Source organism: Aeromicrobium phoceense, assembly GCF_013868155.1.
In the GTDB taxonomy this organism is placed as follows: Bacteria; Actinomycetota; Actinomycetes; order Propionibacteriales; family Nocardioidaceae; genus Aeromicrobium; species Aeromicrobium phoceense.
The window spans coordinates 1,415,281-1,433,557 of record NZ_JACEOG010000001.1; the positions used below are offsets into that span (position 1 = coordinate 1,415,281).

General features: G+C 64.2%; 10 protein-coding genes. 8 read left to right on the plus strand and 2 right to left on the minus strand.

Features of this window, described 5'->3' with window-relative positions:
• Positions 1–60: 60 nt before the first annotated feature.
• The 5 genes from H1W00_RS06830 (at position 61) to H1W00_RS06850 (ending at position 9,314) form a co-directional block, all read left to right on the plus strand.
• A complete protein-coding gene (locus tag H1W00_RS06830) occupies positions 61–261 on the plus strand; it encodes an excisionase family DNA-binding protein (RefSeq protein ID WP_181754853.1) in 201 nt (66 codons plus the stop codon).
• On the plus strand, positions 258–3,521 hold the full coding sequence (locus H1W00_RS06835; RefSeq protein ID WP_181754855.1) for a helicase-related protein: 3,264 nt from the start codon (positions 258–260) through the stop codon (positions 3,519–3,521). The genes H1W00_RS06830 and H1W00_RS06835 overlap by 4 nt, the downstream gene beginning before the upstream one ends.
• Positions 3,518–4,219 carry a DUF4391 domain-containing protein gene (locus H1W00_RS06840; RefSeq protein ID WP_181754857.1) on the plus strand — a complete coding sequence of 234 codons (702 nt, stop codon included), beginning with the start codon at positions 3,518–3,520 and terminating at the stop codon, positions 4,217–4,219. Before H1W00_RS06835 ends, H1W00_RS06840 begins: the two co-directional genes overlap by 4 nt.
• A 23-nt stretch (positions 4,220–4,242) precedes the next feature.
• Positions 4,243–6,228, plus strand: coding sequence for a site-specific DNA-methyltransferase (locus tag H1W00_RS06845; protein WP_194956246.1), 1,986 nt, complete (start codon positions 4,243–4,245; stop codon positions 6,226–6,228).
• Positions 6,229–6,350: 122 nt separating this feature from the next.
• Positions 6,351–9,314 carry a type III restriction-modification system endonuclease gene (locus tag H1W00_RS06850; protein ID WP_338072847.1) on the plus strand — a complete coding sequence of 988 codons (2,964 nt, stop codon included), beginning with the start codon at positions 6,351–6,353 and terminating at the stop codon, positions 9,312–9,314.
• Positions 9,315–10,359: 1,045 nt separating this feature from the next.
• On the opposite strand, the gene H1W00_RS06855 is transcribed toward H1W00_RS06850, so the two are convergent.
• A complete protein-coding gene (locus tag H1W00_RS06855; RefSeq protein ID WP_181754863.1) occupies positions 10,360–12,150 on the minus strand; it encodes a GmrSD restriction endonuclease domain-containing protein in 1,791 nt (596 codons plus the stop codon).
• 665 nt (positions 12,151–12,815) lie between these two features.
• Here H1W00_RS06855 and H1W00_RS06860 point away from each other — a divergent pair.
• Positions 12,816–14,810, plus strand: coding sequence for a thioredoxin domain-containing protein (locus tag H1W00_RS06860; RefSeq protein ID WP_181754864.1), 1,995 nt, complete (start codon positions 12,816–12,818; stop codon positions 14,808–14,810).
• 91 nt (positions 14,811–14,901) lie between these two features.
• Here H1W00_RS06860 and trhA read toward each other — a convergent pair whose 3' ends face one another.
• Entirely contained in the window at positions 14,902–15,603 is a 702-nt protein-coding gene (trhA, locus tag H1W00_RS06865; RefSeq protein ID WP_181754866.1) for a PAQR family membrane homeostasis protein TrhA, read from the minus strand.
• Positions 15,604–15,696: 93 nt separating this feature from the next.
• Here trhA and H1W00_RS06870 point away from each other — a divergent pair, with 93 nt between their 5' ends.
• Positions 15,697–16,458, plus strand: a complete 762-nt coding sequence (locus tag H1W00_RS06870; protein ID WP_181754868.1) for an isoprenyl transferase — start codon at positions 15,697–15,699, stop codon at positions 16,456–16,458.
• Positions 16,459–16,652: 194 nt separating this feature from the next.
• Entirely contained in the window at positions 16,653–17,975 is a 1,323-nt protein-coding gene (locus H1W00_RS06875; protein ID WP_420826876.1) for a PhoH family protein, read from the plus strand.
• Positions 17,976–18,277 lie beyond the last annotated feature (302 nt).

Genomic DNA, 18,277 nt, shown 5'->3' on the forward strand with positions numbered 1-18,277 from the left:
TCGACGCCTAGTTCCGCTGAAACTGGCAAAGACCGGGTCCCATCGGGCTAGCCTGCTCACATGACTGAACCTTGGGTGTCTGCTGACATGATCGCCGAGCACCTCGGCGTGACCAAGGACAGCATCTACGGCTGGATCGCCAACAAGGCCATGCCTGCCCATCGGGTTGGCCGGCTATGGAAATTCAAGATCACCGAAGTCGACGCCTGGGTTCGTGGCGAGGGTGCTGCTGACACCACGGACCAGGGAGCCGAGCGATGAGGATCATCGACAACGTTAGTGAACTTCTCGGTGACGACCTCAAGGGGGAGATCTCACCGGGCTCGAAGGTGAGGATCGCCGCTTCCACCTTCTCGATCTTTGCCTTCGAGGCCTTGCGCAAGGAACTCGAGCAAGTGGGGGATTTGGAGTTCATCTTCACCTCGCCTTCGTTCGTCACGGACAGGGTCGCCGACAAGTTGCGCAAGGAACGCAGGGAGTTTTTCATCCCCGCCGCTGGCAGTGGCGAGTCGAGCCTCTACGGCTCCGAGTTCGAGATTCGGCTTCGTAACAAGCTGACCCAACGCGCGATAGCCAAGGAATGCGCGGACTGGGTCCGGAGAAAGGTCCGTTTCCGATCAAACTCGACCGGAAATCCGATGCAGCAGTTTGCGGTGGTGGACGATAAGGCCGCCTACATGCCGCTCCAGGGTTTCACGACTGCGGACCTCGGCTACGAACGGGGCAACGCGGTCTCGAACATGGTGCACCGCATCGACGACGCCCCAATGACGTCGCAGTACGTCGCCCTCTTCGACCAGATTTGGAACAACCCGACGCAACTCGAGGACGTGACCGAAGCGGTCGTCGAACACATCGCCAGCGTGTATGCCGAGAACTCGCCGGCCCGGATCTACTTCCTGATTCTCTACAACCTGTTCGCCGAGTTCCTGGACGACATCAGCGACGATGTGCTTCCGAACGACCGGACGGGCTATCAGGAGACTCAGGTATGGCAGAGCCTCTACAACTTCCAGCGGGATGCCGCCACGGGCATCATCAACAAGCTGGAGACCTACAACGGCTGCATCCTCGCTGACAGCGTTGGACTCGGTAAGACCTTTACGGCGCTAGCCGTCATCAAGTACTACGAGCTGCGCAACAAGTCCGTCCTTGTTCTCGCCCCGAAGAAGCTCTCGGAAAACTGGACCAACTACAACGCCAACCTGACGACCAACATCTTCGCCAGCGACCGGTTCAACTACGACGTGCTCGCACACACCGACCTCTCTCGCACTCGCGGAGAGTCACTAGGGATTCGACTCGACCGGCTCAATTGGGGCAACTACGACCTCGTGGTGATTGATGAGTCGCACAACTTCCGAAATGCCGACTACGCCGAAGAGAAGGAGTCGCGCTACCAACGACTCATGCGCCAAGTCATTCGTGAAGGCGTGAAGACCAAGGTCCTGATGCTTTCTGCCACGCCGGTCAACAACCGGTTCAACGATCTGAAGAACCAACTTCAGCTCGCCTACGAGGGAGAGTCCGAGAACCTCTCCGAGCGCCTCAAACTTTCGAGCAGCGTCGAGATGGTCTTCCGAGACGCTCAAAAAGTCTTCAATGAGTGGTCGAAGCTCGACCCAGGGGAGCGAACAACTGACCGAATCCTGAAGATGCTCGATTTCGACTTCTTCGAGCTGTTGGACTCGGTGACCATCGCGCGGTCGCGGAAGCACATCCAAGCCTTCTATGACACCACGGAGATCGGAGCCTTCCCTGAGCGGCTTCCACCAGTCTCGATTCGCGCACCGCTCACTGATCTGGCAGGTATTGCGACCTTTAACGAGATCTTCGAGCAGATTCAGGCACTGAATCTCGCGGTTTACACGCCTTTGGCCTACGTCTTCCCGAGCAGGATCGGCAAGTACGAGGACCTCTACAACGTAAAGGGCGGCACCGCACGGTCCAACCTCGGTCAGGTCGGCCGTGAGCAAGGTTTGAAACAACTGATGACGGTTAACCTGCTCAAGCGGCTCGAGAGCTCGGTCGAGGCGTTCAGGCTCACTCTCGGCAAGATCGAGGGCGCCGTCGATAAGACACTGGGCCGACTCGAGGCGCGTGCTGGCGCGATGGCAGAGTTGGATGTGGACTTCGCCAAGCTTGATCTGGACGTCGAGGACGACGCCAACGTTGAGGCCCTGACCTTTGGTGAGAACATCAAGATCGATCTGGCCGACATCGACGTCGAGGCGTGGCAGCGAGACCTGTGGAACGACCGCGAAACCCTCCGTGAGCTACTGGAGGAGATGGAGAAGGTCACCCCGGATCATGACGTCAAGCTCCAGGAGCTCAGGCAGCTGGTTGAGAACAAGGCCGCCAATCCGATCAATACTGAAAACCGCAAGGTGCTGATCTTCTCTGCCTTCGCCGACACGGCCCGGTACCTCTTCCGAGAGCTTTCACCGTCTCTCGCCAACGCCGGTCTGGAGAGCGCGATCATTACCGGCGGGGCACACGCCGCCAAGACCACCCTTGGCCCGGGCCACGACTTCCAGCAGGTCCTGACGCTGTTCTCGCCTCGGTCGAAGCAACGGCACCTCACGATGCCGAAGGAGACCGCCGAAATCGACGTTCTCATCGGGACCGACGTCATCAGCGAAGGTCAGAACCTCCAGGACTGCGACTACCTGGTCAACTACGACATCCACTGGAACCCGGTCCGGATCATCCAGCGCTTCGGACGCATCGACCGCATCGGATCGACGAACGCGCAAATCCAGCTGGTCAACTTCTGGCCCGATCTCTCGCTCGACGAGTACATCAATCTCAAGGAGCGAGTCGAGAACCGCATGGTCATCGCGGACCTTGCTGGCGTTGGGGATGACAATATCCTCGACCCGGCAAGTGCCGACGCTGCATACCGCAAGGAACAGCTCCGCAAGCTCCAGGACGAGGTCATCGAGCTCGAGGACGTCCGCGCAGGCGTTTCCATCACTGACCTGGGTCTCAACGACTTCCGGATGGACCTGCTCGGGTACATCAGCGAGCACGGTGCGCTCGACACCCTCCCGAAGGGCCTCCACGCCGTGATCCCGTCTGACCGGGCAAAGGGACTCAAGCCGGGCGTCATCTTTGCGCTCCGCAACGTGGACGCCGACGAGACGATCGATCGCGGCAACCGCCTCCACCCTCACTATCTCGTCTACCTGGACGAAGCCGGCAGCGTGATAGCCGACCACACCGAGGTGAAGCATCTGCTCGACGTGATCCGTGCCGGCTGTCGCCCGTACGACGAACCAGTAGGTGCGGTCACACGAGTCTTCAACGCGGCAACCGGCGAAGGCGCCGAGATGGGCAAGTACTCCGCTCTGCTCACCGCGGCCATCCGCTCGATGATCGAGGTCACGGACGAACGCGACCTCGACAGCCTCTTCACCGACGGCCCAACCACAGCTCTGAGCCAGGCCATTGGAGGCGTCGAGGACTTCGAGCTGATCGCCTTCCTGGCAGTCGTCGATCCAGAGCAGGGGAGCGCATGACGGCGCTTCTCTATCGGTGGCCCAAAGCGTCCCAGTTCGGACGGGTCGTGCCGAAGACCAAGTTCTACGAGAACGCCAGCCTCGGATCAACGGTGAAGGACCGATTCGTCTCCGACGTACGGCGGATCACCTGGGCCTACAAGCTTGCCGAGTCCACGATCAAGCTCCCGGGCAGCGCCGAGGTTCCGGAGATCCAGGTCTTCGAGATCGAAGCGAAGGAGGAGGACGTCGCGGAGGGCGTCCTCGCGGCGATCGACAAGGCAGTCCGTACGCCGATCATCTTTGAGATCAGCCGGGGGGAGGACGGCGACGGATCCATCCGCATGGTCGCGGCCCACAAGCAACTCGGCACCGGTGCCCCCAAGCTGGGCCCCTACTTCAGCACCGCCTGGCAACCGGCCTCAGGCGACCGAGTCCCGCTCCCAACGGCCATCGACTTGATGGGCATGTACACGGCACTTCTTGAGCCGCTGACGCCCGTCGCGGGGCGCGCTGGCGAAAATGTGTCGGACGTCGTCGGCAGACTTACGACCGTTCGGTCACTCGAGCGTGAGATCGCCGCCTTGGAGCGCAAGCTCCGGAACGAACCGCAACTCAACCGCAAGGTCGAGCTGCGCCGAACCTTGAAGACCAAGCAAGCCGCACTCGTGGATCTGACGAGTGCCACCGAAGGCCCCGCCGCGGGCAACAGGAACTGAGGAACACCGTGGAGAAACTTCGAATGACGTCGCCCGACCTGACGGCGAGCAACGTCGCCAAGATCGCTGAATTGTTCCCGGGCGTCATCACAGAGTCGGTCGACGCGGAGGGGAACGCCGTCAGCGCGGTCGACTTCGATCTGCTCCGACAGGAGCTTTCGGATCACGTGGTGGAGGGCCCGCAGGAGCGGTACCAGCTCGACTGGCCGGGGAAGCGTGCGGCCTGGTTCGCAGCCAACGCGCCGATCGCTAAGACGCTCCGGCCGGTTCGAGACGAGTCGGTTGACTTCGACACGACCAAGAATCTCTTTATCGAGGGTGACAACCTCGAAGGCCTCAAGTTGCTGCAGGAGTCCTACCTGGGGCGCATCAAGCTCATCTACATCGATCCGCCGTACAACACTGGCAATGACTTCGTGTACGCCGACACCTTTGCCGCCAGCAGGGCTGAAGAGCTGCGCCGGTCGGGACAAGTCACCGACGACGGCGTACCGCTCGTCTCCAACACCAGCGCGAACGGGCGGTTCCACTCTGACTGGCTGAGCATGATGTTCCCGCGACTGAAGCTCGCTAGGAACCTCCTGGCCGATGACGGCGTACTGGTGGTCTCAATCGACGAGAACGAGCACGCGAACCTCATCAACCTTGGGACAGAGGTCTTCGGGACCGACGCATACGTCGGCGAAATTGTGCTCAAGAACAGCAGCAAAAACGACCAGAGCTACATCTCGATGCAGCACGAGTACATCGTCTTCTTCGTCAAGAACAAGGCCGCGAATCCCGGCGACTGGACCGAGCGCAAGGCTGGCCTGGAGAAGATTTACGCCGCGTTCGAAGGCTTCAAGAAGACTCACGGAACCGACTGGGCGGCGATCAACGCCGCTGCCAAGCAGTGGTACCAAGGTTTCACGGACAGCGATCCGGTATCCGGGAGCAAGCACTACAACTGCATGGACGAGCGCGGCGTCTACTTCGCGAGCGATATTTCAGGACCGAACGATGGCCAGTACGTGTACGACCTGCCGCATCCGTCGACGGGAGGCATCTGCAAGATGCCGGCATCAGGGTGGCGGTACCCGGAGGACGAAATGACGCGACGTGTGGCGGAGGGTCGAGTTCACTTCGGTCCAGATCACTCGAGTGTTCCTAAGAACAAGACGTACCTGGCGAACACTGAGACGCAGAGTCTCACGAGCATCCGCTACGTGGATGGCCGTGCCGCCTCGAAGCGATTGGCCTCGCTCTTCGGCGAAAAGGTGTTCACGAACCCGAAGGACGAACTCCTCCTGCGGGATATCTATCGAGCCGTCGGAGTCTCGGACGGCGACGTTGTCCTGGACATGTTCTCTGGATCCGGGTCCGCGCTTCACGCCGTCTGGGAGCTGAACCTTACGTCGGGGAACAGTGCTCAGTTCATCGGAATTCAGGTCGCCGAGGAGCTGAACGAGACCCTCAAGACGGCCAAGGGTGCGGCAAAGCAGGTCACCACCAACGCCATCAAGTTCCTTGCCTCGCTGGGGCGGCCCTCCACCGTCGCCGAGATCGGCAAGCAGCGTCTCCTCTTGGCAAGTACGAAGGTACGAGGGCAGGCGCCGATGATGGATACTGGCTTCCGGGTCCTGAAGGTCGACACGACCAACATGTCGGACGTCCTCCGCACCCCCGACGCGACCGAGCAGCAGGAGCTGGCCGGACTGGAGGACAGCGTCAAGCCAGGCCGAACCGCTGAGGACCTGCTTTTCCAGGTCTTGTTGGACTGGGGCCTGGAGGTGACCGTGCCAATCTCGATCGAGAGGATTGAGGGAAGCGAGGTCTTCTTCGTTGACGACGACGCGCTCGTCGCATGTTTCAGCGAGGACGTGACTCCTGAGGTCGTCCGTGCGCTGGCGAAGCGTGAGCCGTTGCGTGCGGTATTCCGTGACTCGGGATTCGCGTCTGACGACGCTCGGATCAATGCGGAGCAGATCTTCAAAGAGCTCTCGCCCGCGACCGATGTGAAGGCGATCTGAACTAGATGAAACTTCAGTTCAAGATCCAGCCGTACCAGACCGACGCAGTCGACTCAGTAGTCGAGGTGTTTTCGGGCCAGCCTCGACGTACCGGACTGTCGTACAAGATCGACCCTGGCAAGGTGAACCCGACTGCCGCGCCGGCCCTGTTCGAGACCAGCACGACTCCCGACTCTGGCCTGCGCAACGCTGAGATCGAGCTGTCCGCGGCTCAGCTGCTCGCCAACCTTCACCAAGTTCAGAAGTCTCGCAACCTGCCGCTGGCGTCGAAGGTAGCCGACAGCAAGGCCGCGCCTGGTGCACCCAACCTCGACATCGAGATGGAGACCGGCACTGGCAAGACCTACGTCTACATCAAGACGATCATGGAGTTGAACAAGCGCTACGGGTGGTCGAAGTTCATCATCGTCGTGCCGTCCGTGGCGATCCGTGAGGGTGTGAAGAAGTCTTTCGACGTCACGGCCGAGCACTTCCAGCAGACCTACGGCACGAAGCCGCGATCGTTCATCTACAACTCCTCGCAGTTGCATGAGCTCGAGCGATTCAGCTCCGACGCTGGCGTACAGGTCATGATCATCAACATCCAGGCCTTCAACGCGACGGGCAAGGACAACCGGCGCATCTATGACGTGCTCGACGACTTCCAGTCCCGCAAGCCGATCGATGTGATTAGCGCGAACAGGCCGATCGTCATCATCGACGAGCCCCAGAAAATCGGGGCCCCGAAGTCGCTGGAGGCGCTGTCGCGGTTCAACGCCTTGATGGTGCTGCGCTACTCCGCGACCCACAAGGTCGAGCACACCAAGGTCCACCGGCTCGACGCGCTTGACGCGTACAACCAGAAGCTCGTCAAGAAGATCGCGGTGCGTGGCATCACGGTCAAGGGGCTCGCTGGGTCGACGGCCTACCTTTACCTCGACGCGATCGAGGTGAAGAAGAGCCAGCCGCCGACTGCCCGTGTCGAGCTGGAGATCCAGACCAAGGGTGGGTCGATCAAGCGGCAGCTGAGGCGCGTTACCAAGGGCACTCGGCTTCACGACCTTGCGAACGGCATCGAGGCCTACAAAGATCTCGCGGTGACTGACGTCAGTGCCATCGACGACAGCATCACGCTGAGCAACGGCGACGTCGTTGTCGCTGGACAGCTCGCTGACCGCGACGTCACCGAGGATACCAAGCGGCGTATCCAGATTCGCGAGGTGATCCGCGCGCACATCGACAAGGAACGTGAACTCTTCAGCCAGGACATCAAGGTCCTCTCGCTCTTCTTCATCGATGAGGTCGCCAAGTACCGCGACTACGACCGTGAAGACACGCTGGGCGACTACGCCCGACTGTTCGAGGAGGAGTACGCCGCTCTCGTCGAGGAGGTGCTCGGTGAGCTGGATCTCGACGGAGCAACAGCGGCCTACAAGAAGTACCTCAACCGGGACAAAGCCCGCGAGGTGCACCAGGGCTACTTCTCGATCGACAAGAAGAGCAAGCGCCTCGTCGACGGCGACGTGCACAAGACCGGCGACGAGAAGGGACAGTCCAAGGACGTCGCGGCATACGACCTGATCCTCAAGAACAAGGAACGCCTCCTGTCCTTCGAGGAGCCCGTGCGGTTCCTGTTCTCGCACTCGGCTCTGCGCGAGGGCTGGGACAACCCCAACGTGTTCGTGATGGGCATGCTCAAGAAGAGCGACAACACCATCTCTCGCCGGCAAGAGATCGGCCGTGGTCTGCGGCTGGCGGTGGACCAGCATGGCGAGCGCATGGACAACCCCGTCACGGTCCACGACATCAACGAACTCACCGTCGTGACCGACGAGTCCTACACCGACTTCGTCGCTGGGCTGCAGAAGGAGATCGCTGAGTCCCTCGCGGCGCGGCCGCGCAAGGCCAGCGTCAAGTTCTTCACCGGCAAGACGATCCACACCGCGGACGGCGAGTCGATCGTCGAGGAAGCGCTCGCGCAGGCGCTCTACAAGTACCTGGTCAAGAACGACTACATCAACGATGACGACACAGTCTCCGACACCTACATCGAGGCCAAGGAGAACGGGACCCTCGCACAGCCGACGTCCGATGTCCTGAAGCCCGTCATCGACTTCGTCTGGCCCTTGGTCGACGCACTGTACCTCGACCTGCCCGTCCCTCCAGACGCTCGCAAACCGAAGAAGATCCCGCTCAACGAGGCGAACTTCAAGAAGAAGGAGTTCCAGGAACTCTGGAACCGGATCAACCACAAGGCCGTCTACCAGGTCGAGTTCGACTCGGCTGAGCTGATTGGCAAGTGCGTGGCATCTCTCGACACCCACTTGAACGTCGCCGCCATGCAGTACGTCATTCAGGCCGGCCAGCAGCGAGCGTCGCTAGACGCAGACGACTTGGCCAGCGGTGCGGGATTCGACCTCTCCAAGACGTCAACGCAGACCGAGACCGTGTCCGCGGGGTCTCAGGTGCCGTACGACCTGCTCGGGGAGATCACTGATAAGACCCAGCTCACCCGGCGCACCGCCGCTGCGATCCTTGGCCGGATCAACCCGAACACCTTCGCCAAGTTCCGACTCAACCCGGAGCAGTTCATCACCGAAGCCGCACGCCTGATCAACGAGCAGAAGGCCACGGTCATCGTTGAGCACCTCGCGTACGACACGCTCGAGGACCGCTTCGACACCGCCATCTTCACGGAGAACCAGAGCGCCCAGGACTTCGCCAAGGCTGGTGAGAAGCTCAAGAAGCACGTGTACGACTACGTCGTCACGGACTCGAAGGTCGAGCGTGACTTCGTAACGGAATTGGATACGAGCACCGAGGTCGAGGTGTACGCCAAGCTCCCGCGCGGCTTTTTCATCCCGACCCCCGTCGGCAACTACAACCCGGACTGGGCGATCGCGTTCACCGAGGGATCGGTCAAGCACGTGTACTTCGTCGCCGAGACGAAGGGTTCTTTGTCGACGCTCCAGCTCAAGGGTGTCGAGGAAGCAAAGATCGCGTGTGCCCGGAAGTTCTTCGCGGACGTCAACAAGAAGTTCGAAGGCCAGGTGAAGTATGACGTCGCCGACAGCTACTCGAAGTTGATGCAGCTCGTGGTGGGCTGATGCCTGTGTCGTGGCCGGCGTCCGCGACGTCCCTGGCCGCCAACGCGCTTTCGACAGAACTCGGCTTGTAAGAGGCTCCCTGCGGCTTGGGCCACATTGAGTAATCGATCCGGCCCGAGAGTCTCGGGACACTAGTGTGACCGGAACGAGACCTCGCCCAGTTGTGGTGGGACACGAGGCGAGCCTGGGCCGGCAGGACAACCCCGTGCCCGATAACAGACGAGACCACTTTGCCCGGGCGCGGACCGCCGCCACGAGCTCGAGAACGAGGTTGCCCTCCAAATCCGCAGCGAATCGTGCGACGGAGCAGGTCCCGGGTGGCGCTGTTGCTGCCGATTGGATCGATGCTCGACGAGTCAGTCCGTGAGCGGATATTCCGCCGAGTGGTGCTCGGTACCGCGATATCCAACGCGCGCTCCAGCGCTCGGCGGCGTGACGCCGCGGTCAACAAGCGCTCCGCCGCGATGAGCAATGCAACGACATCCGCAGTTGCCGCAGAGGAGCCCAAGGCTCCGCCGTTGCCTGGATCACCGACCAAGAGCAGGCGCCACCAGTTGATAACGCGGGTGATGAGGAAGATTCCGACCACGAGTAACAGGCATCCGCACGCGGCGCCGTCGCTGCCAGCGATCTCGATCCTCCGGGCAGCTGACACCGGCCCCTCGGCATTGACCCGAGCGGAAGCGACCTCCTTTCGATGCCTGCCCCGTGCGTAGGCCGGAAGGTCGAGCCAAGGGTGTTTCGGCCACGGTTTTCCCCAACGCCTCGAACCGCACCTTCGAGCCCGCTTGGCTCTTCCCGAAGTAGAGACACGGGCTTCGCAGATCGGGCAGGTCGCGTTCAGTTCGCTCGGCATCGGAGTTGCCCAAACGAGGGTGGCGAACTGCTCCGATCCGAAGGTCGGACACGCGCAGAGCGGGGTGTTTGCGGTCGGTAGGACGATCCCCGGTCCACGGAGTAAGCGCGAACGTAGTGGCGCGTGCCATTCGGACTACGCCGATAGTGGCCACGGCGCCGATAGCGACTCAAGAGACTCTGCGGTCCGTCAGAGTGCTTGGTAGTAGGCGCGGATCGTGGCGGCCATAAGCTTCCGCCGCTCGATCAAGAACTCCTTGTATGTCCCGGCCTCGACGCTGGCGAGCCTCGACGGGATGGCGTTCTCCTCAAGATTCCGGGTCAGGTCATTGACGTCCGTGATCTCGCCGAGCGTCAGCTTGCCGGACTCGATCTGGGCGCCGATCTCGGCCATGTAAACGGTCGGGGGCTTGTTGCTGATGCTGATGTTGATCGACGTTTCGGTGAGGACGAAGTTCGCGACCTGGTTGTAATCCCCGCGGTCGGGGTAGCCGTGCTTCTGCAGGTAGTCCTTGGGCACGATGTGGTGGATGTCGCCGGATTGCTGATGCATCGCAGCGATGGTGATGCCCTTGGACAAGAACCCGCGAGCGTTGGTGGTGACCTGAGCTGCAAGGAAGGTCTGGAAGAACGGGCTGACGGTGCTCGTGGTCTCCAGCGAAGCGGGCAATGCGACCGCCCAGAAGGCGTCGGACAGTTCTGACTCCTCGACCTGCTTGAGGTAGTTCGCGGGTCCTTGCTCGCCGATACGCCTGATGTCTTGCTCCCACGTGGACTCGAAGCTGCCCGAGTGGCGGCCGGTGAGCATTGACATCACGAACCATCGCTTAACGATCTGCTTCCGCTCGCCTTCGCTCATGTCCTTGTGCTCGCGCAGGCGGAGGTAGAGGGCGTAGGCGAAGTTGAGAGCGTTCTTGGAGTTGACCATGCCCGGCGTGATGAAGCCCGCGGACTTAATGAGCATCAAGAAGTTGTCGAAGTGGTAGTTGTTCACGATCTGAAGCAGCGCGCTCTCGAGTCTGTCGTACGCAACAGGGATGCGCTCTTCGTCGACCTTCCGTGTCTCTGGGTCGCGCCCAGACAGTTCGCTCACAATGCTCGATGCCTTGCCGCGGCTGAATCCCACGAGGCCTGCGACGCGGATGACGTCGCTGTACTCCGGGTCGTAAAGGTCCTCCGCCTCGTCCTTTAGCCAGCCGATCGCCTTGAGATACGGGCTGGCGGAGAACTCGTGGTCGTTGCCCTCGATGTCGGCGTACGCATGTGGTGCGACGGCGAGGTGGCAGAAGTAGTCTACGAGCTTTCGGAGGTTGCGGCCGCGGTCCCCGTAGGTCGCGATCTTGCTCATGGCGAAGTCGGCGCTGCTGAGCGGGACGCCCTTGGAGTTTATTCGGATGAAGATTTCCGAGACCGTTTCAACGTCGAGATCATCGGCCAGGCCGATGATGCCGATCTGGGCGTTCTTGATGCCCTCGAGCCGGGCAAGGTTTGACTCGAACGCCTTCGCGTCGACACCCGGGTTCCGCTCCAAGTATTCGCGAGCGAACGAGAGTGGCGACTCGGCGTTGAAATAGTTGCTGATATCTGAGATCCATTGCGGGTTCTTGTCGATGACCGGAGTCAGCGTTGCGAACTCCTCGGTGATCGGATTGAAGGCGATGGTGATTCGGACGGCCTTGTACTTCTTGTTGATCACCTTGAGTCCGGCAACCGCGGCACGGAGCGCGGTGATCCGCTGCTGTCCGTCAATGAGGATCTGCTGGTGCGCGGCCACCTGCCCGCCCTTGAGCTTGGCGCCGACCGACTGCCACGTGATCAGATAACCGACCGGATACCCCTTGTAGAGCGAGTCCATTAAGTCGCGAACCTTGATGCTGTCCCAGACGAACGGGCGCTGAAGTTCGGGGATGGCGATGCGATCGCTCTTCACGTCAGCCAGCAATTGCGTGACAGCGGACTGCGTCACCGAGTACTTCGCCATTCAGGAGCTCCTTGTCGTTGCCATGAACGTTAGTGGCGACCTCTGATGCAGAAGCGGGCATCCCGTTGATTCGTTCTGGCGCTCGAGTGATCAGGCGTCGGCGTGATCGACCCTTGACAGCCTGTATAGGCGCTTCGGACTGAGTGATGACTCCGATGTCGTAGAAGCGCTCGAACTGATCTCGGTGAATAGCTACCGAGTTGCGAGTTGGCTGACGGAGTCGCGGAGGGCATCCTCGCCCGCGCGGACGTAGTGGTTGAGGACCGTCGTGAGCTGTCGCCGAGGTATTGGGCGACGACCTCCCAAGGTTCGCCGAGCTCTTCGTGGAACCACGGCGCCTGCCGGCAGCTCCCGCGCCCTGCTCGACAGCTTCTCGCGCCTCAGGTCGGAGTTGGCCCGGCGCAGGACTGTCTCCACGGCTCGCCCTCACCACCCAGAGCGGCAGCACCTTCTGATGGATGATGTCGCCGAAAACGACCGCGGACGTCGCGGACCCGTTAGGGCCACCAGCCGAGCTGGACCACACTTGCTAGGGGCTGAGGGCCCGTTGAAGTGATCTCGATACGCCGCTCGCTGGCGCTCGCGAGCTACTCGATCAGCGGGTTTCGCGGCCTTACCGGCAACAGCGTCGAGCGACTCTTCGCAGTCGCCGGTAGCGTGACGAAATGGCCAATCGACTCGCTCAGTCCCAGTCGCCGTACCTCCTGCAGCACGCCGACAACCCCGTCGACTGGTGGGAGTGGGGGCCCGAGGCGCTGGCGGAGGCTGAGCGGCTCGACCGGCCGATCCTGCTGAGCGTCGGGTACGCCGCCTGCCACTGGTGCCACGTGATGGCGCACGAGTCGTTCGAGGATCCCGCGACCGCCGCGTACATGAACGAGCACTTCGTCAACGTGAAGGTCGATCGCGAGGAGCGGCCCGACATCGACGCCGTCTACATGCGCGCCACGCAGGCCATGACGGGCCAGGGCGGGTGGCCGATGACGTGCATCCTGACTCCGAGCGGCGAGCCGTTCTTCGCCGGCACCTACTTCCCGCCCGAGCCCACCGCCGGGCACCCGGCGTTCAGCCAGGTGCTGCAGGCGCTCGCCGACGCGTGGGAGAACCGGCGCGGCGAGGTCATGGAGTCCGCAGGGCAGGTCCTCGACTTCCTCGGCGCCGAGGACGCCCTCGCCGGTGACGCGCTGAGCGCAGCCGACCTGGACGAGGCGGCCACGGCGCTGCTGCGCCAGTTCGACGCGGAGGCCGGCGGCTTCGGTGCCGCGCCCAAGTTCCCGCCGTCGATGGTGCTGGAGTTCCTGCTCCGCCAGCACACCCGCAGCGGCGACGACCAGGTGTGGACCGCCGTCGGCCGCACGTTCGAGGCGATGGCGCGCGGCGGCATGTACGACCAGCTCGGCGGCGGCTTCGCGCGCTACAGCGTCGACCGGAACTGGCGCGTGCCGCACTTCGAGAAGATGCTCTACGACAACGCGCTGCTGCTGCGCGCCTACCTCCACTGGTTCCGCGCGCTGCGGGCCCGCGGCGAGGACGGTGCCGCTGTGGCGCTGGCCGAGCGCGTCTGCCACGAGACCGCCGACTTCATGCTGCGCGAGCTGCGCACCGACCAGGGCGGCTTCGCGTCGGCGCTCGACGCCGACAGCGACGGCCACGAGGGCACCTACTACGTCTGGAACCCCCACCAGCTGATGAAGGCGCTCGGCACGGGCGACGCGGCGTGGGCGGTCCAGCTGCTGTCGGTCACCGGTGGCGGCACGTTCGAGCGAGGCCTGTCGACCCTCCAGCTGCTGCAGGACCCCGACGACCCCGAGCGCTGGGCCCGCGTGCGCGAGCGCCTCCTAGAGGTGCGCGCCGAGCGCACCCGGCCCGCCCGCGACGACAAGGTCGTCTCGGCGTGGAACGCCTACGCCATCACGGCCCTGGCCGAGACCGGGATCCTGCTCGAGCGCCCCGAGCTCGTAGAGGCTGCCACGAAGGCCGCCACGCTGCTGTGGGATCTCCACGTCGAGCCCGGCTTCGTCCGCACTTCGCTGGGCGGCGTGCGCTCCGGCCACGCCGCCGTCCTGGAGGACCACGGCGCGGTGATCGAGGCGTTCGTCGCGGTCCTCGGCGCCACGGACGACGACCGCTGGCTCGACCGCGCCCGGCACGTCGCCGACCGCGCTATCGCGCACTTCCGCGCCGAGGACGGCGGCTGGTACGACACCGCCGACGACACCGAGACGCTCGTGGTGCGTCCGCGCGACGCAGCGGACAACGCCCACCCCTCGGGGTCCTCGGCGCTCGCGCACGGCCTGCTCGCGCTCGCCGCGGTCACCGGCGACCACGAGATCCGCGCCGCCGCGACCTCGTGCGTGGAGTCGGCCGCGGCCCTGGCCACGGGCGCGCCGCGCTTCGCCGGCTGGACGCTGGCCGCGGGGGAGGCCCTGCTGGACGGTCCCGCCGAGGTGGCCGTCGTCGGCGAGGTCGGCGGCCCGATGCACCGCGCCGCGCTCGGCCTGCTCGCCCCGGGCGCCGTGGTGGTGGCCACCCGCGAAGGATCCTCGGTGCCGCTGTTCGAGGGGCGTGAGGCGATCGACGGGAAGCCGACCGCCTACGTGTGCCGCGACTTCGTCTGCGCTCTGCCGGTCAACGACCCGGAGGCGCTGCCGCCCCGGTGAGGCTGTCCTGCGCCCCTACTTCTGTGACGCGGTTCGCCCGCCGGTGACCGAGCGTGCCGAACGGCGTCACAAAAGTGGGGTGGGGGCGACGTCAGGACTGGCCGTAGACCAGGAAGCTGACGCCGATGTAGTGCACGATGAACGCCGCGATCGTGAAGACGTGGAAGACCTCGTGGTAGCCGAACCAGCGCGGGCTGGGGTTCGGCCACTGGAACGCGTAGACGAGCGCGCCGAGCGTGTAGAGCAGGCCGCCGACGCAGAGCATCACGAACACCACGGTGGACGCGGCCGCGTAGAAGTCGGGCAGATAGATCAGAGCGGCCCAGCCGAGGGCCATGTAGAGCGGGACGTACACCCAGCGCGGGGCTGACATCCAGAAGATCTTGAACAGCACGCCGAGCAGGGCGCCGCCCCACACGAGCGAGAGCAGCGTGAGCATGTCCTTGCGGTCCAGCAGCAGCAGGGAGAACGGCGTGTACGACCCCGCGATCATCACGAAGATGTTGGAGTGGTCGAGGCGCCGCAGGGTCTGCTTGGCCCGCTCGCGCCACGGCACCGTGTGGTAGACGGCGCTGACCCCGAAGAGCAGCAGCGCGCTCAGCATGAACACCGCGGCGCCGAGGCGTGCGGCGCGGCTGTCGGCCAGCACGAGCAGCACGAGGAACGAGATCAGGGCGAGGGGAGCGGTCGCGGCGTGGAGCCAGCCACGCAGCTTCGGCTTGATCTCCTCGACGGTTCCTCGGAGTCGGTCGCTGACCTCGTCCGCGAGGGAATCCTGCTGGGGGGCCGCCATGCGCCGATTCTAGTCCCTGCGGGGAAGCAGGCGAGTCGGACGAACGCGTGACGGTCGTCCCACCGTCGCAAGGGAGCCGCGTACTCTGGCCGCATGCCGGTCAGCGATCTCCTCTACGGCGCGTACGAACGTCGGCTCGCCAAGGGGCTCGATCCCGCCAACCTCCCGCGCCACGTCGGTGCGATCGTCGACGGCAACCGCCGCTGGGCCAAGGGTGCGGGTGCCCGCGTCGACCTCGGCTACCAGGCCGGCGCCGACAAGATCACCGAGTTCCTGGGCTGGTGCGACGAGCTCGGCGTCGAGATCGTCACCCTGTGGCTGCTGTCGACCGACAACCTGCGCCGCCCGGCCGACGAGCTCGCGGCTCTGCTGGTCGTGATCGAGCGACTCGTGGAGGACCTCGCCGCCCTGGGTTACCGGATCCGCCTGATCGGCAACCTCGACATGCTGCCGGCCGAGTCGGCCTCGCGGATGAAGCGCGCCGCCGACCTGACGGCCGACCAGGACTCGAGCCTCTCGGTCAACGTGTGCGTGGGCTACGGCGGTCGCCAGGAGCTGACCGACGCGATGCGCTCGCTGCTGCTGGAGCAGGCCGCCGCGGGCAAGAGCCTGCAGGAGGTGGCCTCCACCCTCGAGGTCGACCACATCGCCGAGCACCTCTACACGAAGGGCCAGCCCGATCCCGACCTGGTGATCCGCACGTCGGGCGAGCAGCGCCTGAGCGGCTTCCTGCTGTGGCAGAGCGTGCACTCGGAGTTCTACTTCTGCGACGCGATGTGGCCCGCCTTCCGGCGCGTGGACTTCCTGCGCGCGATGCGTTCCTACGCCGGGCGCGAGCGCCGCTTCGGCACCTGACGCGCGACCCCGGTCGTTCACGCGATCGTCACGTAGACACGCGGTGAGCCTTCCCGGAATCGACGACCTCCAGTCGTACTTTCGGTGTGTGCCCAAGCTCGATCCCGAGCCCTTCGTCCCCCGACAGGCTCAGGCCCCCACCCACTAGTGAGGGCTGGGCGCCGGGCGCGCGCATGGCTCTCGAGGAGATTGCCGTGGCTGCTTCGAAGAGCGTGACCCTCCGCCCCGATCACCGCACCTACGTCCTCGACACGAGCGTCCTGCTGGCCGACCCGGCCGCGATGCAGCGCTTCGGCGAGCACGAGGTGGTCATCCCGATCGTGGTGATCACGGAGCTGGAGGCCAAGCGCGCCCATCCCGAGCTCGGGTACTTCGCCCGCAACGCCCTGCGCTTCCTCGACGACCTGCGCGTCCAGCACGGCACGATCGACGTCCCGATGTCGATCGGCGACGAGGGCGGCACCCTGCGGGTCGAGCTGAATCACACCGACGCCGGCTCGCTGCCGTCCGGGTTCCGCCTGGCCGACAACGACACCCGGATCCTTTCGGTCGCCCGCAATCTCGCGAACGAGGGCCACGACGTGGTCCTGGTGTCCAAGGACCTCCCGATGCGCGTGAAGGCCTCGGCCGTCGGCCTGACCGCCGAGGAGTACCGCGCCGAGTGGGCCCTGGAGACCGGCTGGACGGGGATGACCGAGATCGACGTCGAGAGCGCCGACCTCGACGACCTCTACGAGCACGGCACGATCGACCTCGAGTCGGCTCGTGACCTGCCGTGCCACACCGGGATGGTGCTGCTGTCGGACAAGGGCAGCGCGCTCGGCCGGGTCACGCCCGACAAGCAGGTGCGCCTCGTCCGTGGCGACCGCGACGCCTTCGGGCTCCACGGTCGCTCGGCCGAGCAGCGCGTGGCACTCGACCTGCTGCTCGATCCGGAGGTGGGGATCGTGTCGCTCGGTGGTCGCGCCGGCACCGGCAAGTCGGCCCTGGCGATCTGTGCGGGCCTCGAGGCGGTGATGGAGCGCCAGCAGCACCAGAAGGTCATCGTGTTCCGGCCGCTCTACGCCGTGGGCGGGCAGGAGCTCGGCTACCTGCCCGGCAGCTCCGACGAGAAGATGGGGCCGTGGGCGCAGGCCGTGTTCGACACGCTCGGCGCCGTCGCCTCACCGCACGTGGTCGAGGAGATCATCGACCGCCAGATGCTCGAGGTGCTGCCGCTGACGCACATCCGGGGGCGCTCGCTGCACGACGCGTTCGTCATCGTCGACGAGGCCCAGTCGCTCGAGCGGAACGTGCTGCTGACGGTGCTCTCGCGCATCGGCGCCAACTCCAAGGTGGTGCTGACTCACGACGTCGCGCAGCGCGACAACTTGCGGGTGGGTCGCTACGACGGCATCGTCGCCGTGGTCGAGAAGCTCAAGGGCCACCCGCTGTTCTCGCACGTCACGCTGACCCGTTCGGAGCGCTCGCCCGTGGCGGCGCTGGTGACCGAGATGCTGGAGGACGTGACCCTCTGAGGCGTGATCTCGATACGCCGCTCGCTGCGCTCGCGTGCTACTCGATCACCGGGCAGCGGGCGTGATCTCGATACGCCGGCTCGTTCCTCGCCGGGCTACTCGATCACCGGGCAGCGGGCGTGATCTCGATATGCCGGCTCGTTCCTCGCCGAGCTACTCGATCACCGGGTGACGGGCCCGGTGATCGAGTGCCGGCGAGCGAAGCGAGACGTGGGGGCACCTCCCGCTTGCGGGGGCGTATCGAGATCACCCATGGTCTCGATACAACCGCTCGTTCCTCGCGATCCCTCGACCGCCGTTCC